This window comes from Synechococcus sp. R6-7, from assembly GCF_047461695.1.
Taxonomy (GTDB): domain Bacteria; phylum Cyanobacteriota; class Cyanobacteriia; order Thermostichales; family Thermostichaceae; genus Thermostichus.
This window is the reverse complement of the sequence record NZ_JANSHS010000252.1, coordinates 1-3,506: the sequence shown is the minus strand read 5'-3', so window position 1 is coordinate 3,506 and position 3,506 is coordinate 1. Positions and strand designations below refer to the sequence as shown.

At 58.0% G+C, this 3,506-nt stretch carries 4 protein-coding genes and 1 tRNA gene; 1 reads left to right on the top strand and 4 read right to left on the bottom strand.

From position 1 onward, the window contains the following. Positions 1–30 precede the first annotated feature (30 nt). Complete coding sequence (locus tag NW815_RS07940; protein ID WP_414331067.1) at positions 31–390, top strand: hypothetical protein; 360 nt, start codon at positions 31–33, stop codon at positions 388–390. Positions 391–650: 260 nt separating this feature from the next. Here the strand turns inward: NW815_RS07940 and NW815_RS07935 are convergent. The 4 genes from NW815_RS07935 to NW815_RS07920 form a co-directional block, all read right to left on the bottom strand. After that, positions 651–735: transfer RNA gene (locus NW815_RS07935), tRNA-Ser, on the bottom strand. A gap of 73 nt (positions 736–808) precedes the next feature. Then, on the bottom strand, positions 809–1,237 hold the full coding sequence (locus tag NW815_RS07930; RefSeq protein WP_414388413.1) for a DUF2358 domain-containing protein: 429 nt from the start codon (positions 1,235–1,237) through the stop codon (positions 809–811). Further along, on the bottom strand, positions 1,234–2,031 hold the full coding sequence (locus NW815_RS07925; RefSeq protein ID WP_414388416.1) for an MBL fold metallo-hydrolase: 798 nt from the start codon (positions 2,029–2,031) through the stop codon (positions 1,234–1,236). Before NW815_RS07925 ends, NW815_RS07930 begins: the two co-directional genes overlap by 4 nt. Positions 2,032–2,046: 15 nt before the next feature. Beyond that, a complete protein-coding gene (locus NW815_RS07920; protein WP_414415879.1) occupies positions 2,047–3,387 on the bottom strand; it encodes a TldD/PmbA family protein in 1,341 nt (446 codons plus the stop codon). Positions 3,388–3,506 lie beyond the last annotated feature (119 nt).

The following is a 3,506-nucleotide window of genomic DNA, read 5'->3' as shown; positions in this document are numbered from 1 at the left end:
CCAGCGTATCATTGACTAGAGTCATGCTCTATGATGCCCGCCGGTGAACCCACCCTCAGGGATGTGTTGAGTGTTATTGAAGAGATCCGGCAAGATGTGGAAGAGATCCGACAGGATGTGGAAGGACTCCGGCAGGATGTCTCCAGAACCAACGAGCGGCTAGAAGCCCTGGCAGCCGATCAAGCAAAGCGCTGGGCCGAGCAGGAAAGACGTTGGGCTGAGCAGGAGAGACGTTGGGCCGAGCAGGGGATAGAAAACCGGGTGATCCTAGAACGAATTGACACCTATCAAAAGGCTAGCGCCCAAGTGGTTAACCTGGCTTTTGCCTTGATTGGAGCTGCCACCGTAGCTCTTGTCGGCATCGTCCTACGGTTGGCCGTTAGTCTATAGTCAGCTGGTTCGGCAAAAACTTCGGCAGGCAGGATGGCCTTGCTTCTCTATTCGGCAACTGGTACGGCTTGTCCTTGAGTTTGGCATTCCGAATGGCCATCTCTGACAGGGCCATGTCCCACCCCGTCTGTTATATCCCCTATTGTGTCCCACTTTAGCCTGGATTACAGTGGGTTTCCCCGGTCTATCGTGGACACTAAAAAGCCCAGAAGCCTTGCTGGGTAAGAGCTTTCTGGACTTCAGTGGACGTTATCGGATTACGGAGAGAGTGGGATTCGAACCCACGGTGAGTTGCCCCACACAGCATTTCCAGTGCTGCGCCTTCGACCACTCGGCCATCTCTCCAAATTGAGAACAGGGGCGACTTTCCAGAGAGCTAAAAAGTCAGCTTTGTGATCCTAGCAGAGGATGGAAGCCATCAATGAGATCCTTTGGGCTCCCCAGGCCGAAACATTTGCAGCAGCACTTGCCGGCGAGAGCACCGCCAGTAATCAACATGGGATCCGATCAACCCCGTCTCATTGATCTGCATCTCTGTCCAGCCGGGGATGCACAGGCGGGGACGCCAAGGCAAAGCCAAAGCACCGCTTAGGATCCACTCGGTGCGGATCTGGCTGCCGGTTTGTCGAATATCCTGCAGCTCGAGACGGATATCCTCTATCCAACGCCCTATCCCCTCGATCATGCGGCGATAGCGATCCAAGCCGCGAAACTCGTTGAGGGGATCCCGGAAGTAAACCTGCGGGTCGTAGATCGCATAGGTCTGATCCCGGGGAAAGCGAGCGTAATCTGCCCGCAAGATGGCCACCAGATCGGCGCTAGGCGGGGCTTGGGAAGGAAGGCTCATGTCTTGGCCACGACAGAAAGAGACACCGTTTCCCCAGGGGCGGGGCAACACAACTGGATGGATTGGGACGTGGCGGCATTCAAGGCTGCCAGCTTTTCTCGAAACTCCTGCAGGCTGCCCAAGGGGCGGATCTGGGCGGCAAACCACCCGTGGTAGTCCACCTCTCCCATCGCCGTAGGGATCACCTGCTGGGGGCGTAGGGCTGCCACCACCTCCAGGGCCCGCTCCGGCCCCATGATCACCTCTCCCAAGAGGGGAAAGATCTGCCCCACCACCGGGATCAGCAGAGTATGAATGGGGCACAATTCCTGCTGCAATCGCAGCCGGATATCCGGTTGGGAAAGATGAGGCTCGTAGTAAAGCCGTGTCTGGGAGGACACCTCTTCCAGCAGATAGCCCAGCTCACGGACAGGCCCCAGGAGTGCACCGGGAATGGCCGTGACGCGCAGATCCCCCCACTGAGCGGACTGCCAGGGATCCAGAGCTTGAACTGTTGCAAATCCTAGACTCTTCACGACTCTGGCCGCAGCCGGCGAAGCCAAAACGGGGATCCGCTTATCCAGGCGCTGCAACGTTGGTGGGTGGCAGTGATCCGGCTGGGCTTGGCTGAGGAGGATCCCGTCGATTTTGGGCAAGGTCTCCGGCGTAAAAGGGAGCGGCTGGCGGTGCTCCAGGCGGATGAACCAGGGGATCCCCAGAAACACCAGGGGATCCACCAGCCACGGATCCAATAGGAAGGTTTGCTCCCGGGTGTGGATGAGCCAACTGTTGAGGTCGATGCGGGTCAGTTGCATGAGTTTGAAGTGAGGTTATTGCCCGGTAATGGAGAGATCGGCAACCCAAATGCGGGGACACAGCCCACCGGGTGTGACTTGCGGCTCGGGCTCGACGTAGAAAATCGACTTCAACAGCTCCAGGAAGTCTCCGGCCACCGTGGCCGCTTCGATGCTGATGCGCTCTCCTTGGCGCACCCACCACCCCTGAAACGGCAGCGAGAAGGATCCCTGTAGGGGCTTAACGCCGGCATGAAGCGCTTGCAGCTCATCGATCCAAACTACATTTTCAGCCGTAGCCAAGTCATAGGTGATCTCCGGCGGTGCCCCGGCAAATACATGGTAGTAGTGGGCGGCAACTGTGACCTTGGCGCCGATGTTGGCATGGCCGGTGGGCTTGGCTCCTAGGCGCTTAGCCGTACCGGCGCTGTGCAAAAAGTGGGTCAAGACCCCATTGGTGATGAGGGGGACACGGCGGGTGGGGGTGCCTTCTCCATCAAAGCTGATCGCTCCCACATTGGTCGGGTGTAGGGCATCGTCACACACCGATAGAAGAGGCGAGGCAATGGTCTTGCCCAGGGATTCTGGGGTGGACAGGCTTTGGTTGTCCAAAATGTTTTGGGCATTGAACACATTGGAGAAGGCGCCCAACAAACTCAAAAAGGCTTCTCCGGAAAAGACCACTGTGTATTTTCCAGAAGGGATCCGCTCGTACTCCAGATGGCTAATCAGTTTCTCAGCAGCTTCCTGCACACAACCCTGGATATCCAACTCATCCAGGCTGCGAGCCACTCGCATGGCTCCGGCGCTGCGGGGTTTGCGTCCTTCTTGCTCTGCCTTGCTGTAGAGAAAAACCGAAGCAAGGGTATGCTCCTCTTGTCGCAGGGCTTGGTGGCTGTTGAGGTAGAAGCGGTTGATCTGCCGCTGCGCTAGGCCGTTGTAGGGCACCCCCTGAATGGCGGGATGGGATCCCAGGAGTGCCTTTTCGGCAGCCACCAACTGTTCCAACAAGTCGCCGGCCAAAGCCAACGGCCCTTTGTCGTTACAAGGCTGAGCAATAGGCAGAGTGGCTTCTGGGCTGAATTGAGGGGCATGTTCCCGCACGCCAAAATGGCTGGCTTCAAAGGCCGTTTGCAGGGCCAGTTCCAGCCCCGCCTCATCCACATCGGTGGTGGAGGTCACCCCCACCTGCCCTTGGTCGTTCCAGGCCCGCACCGTCACGCTGCAGCGGTGGGAAGCCTTGACCTGGCGAGGTTCCCCATGATCTACCTGCACGCTGGTTTCATCCACTTGAGCCCCGTAGAGATCAAACTGAGGGATCCCCAGCCGCCGGGCACAGCTTTGTGCCTGTTCTGCCAACACCTCGACTTGCACCATTGCCACTCCCCAAGTTCCTGTTGCCATCCAGCGCCTCTAGTAAACTACCCGCACTCATGCTGACGCAGAACGCTCCGCACCGCTAAAGCGAAAGAGCATGACTCTAGTCAATAATAAGC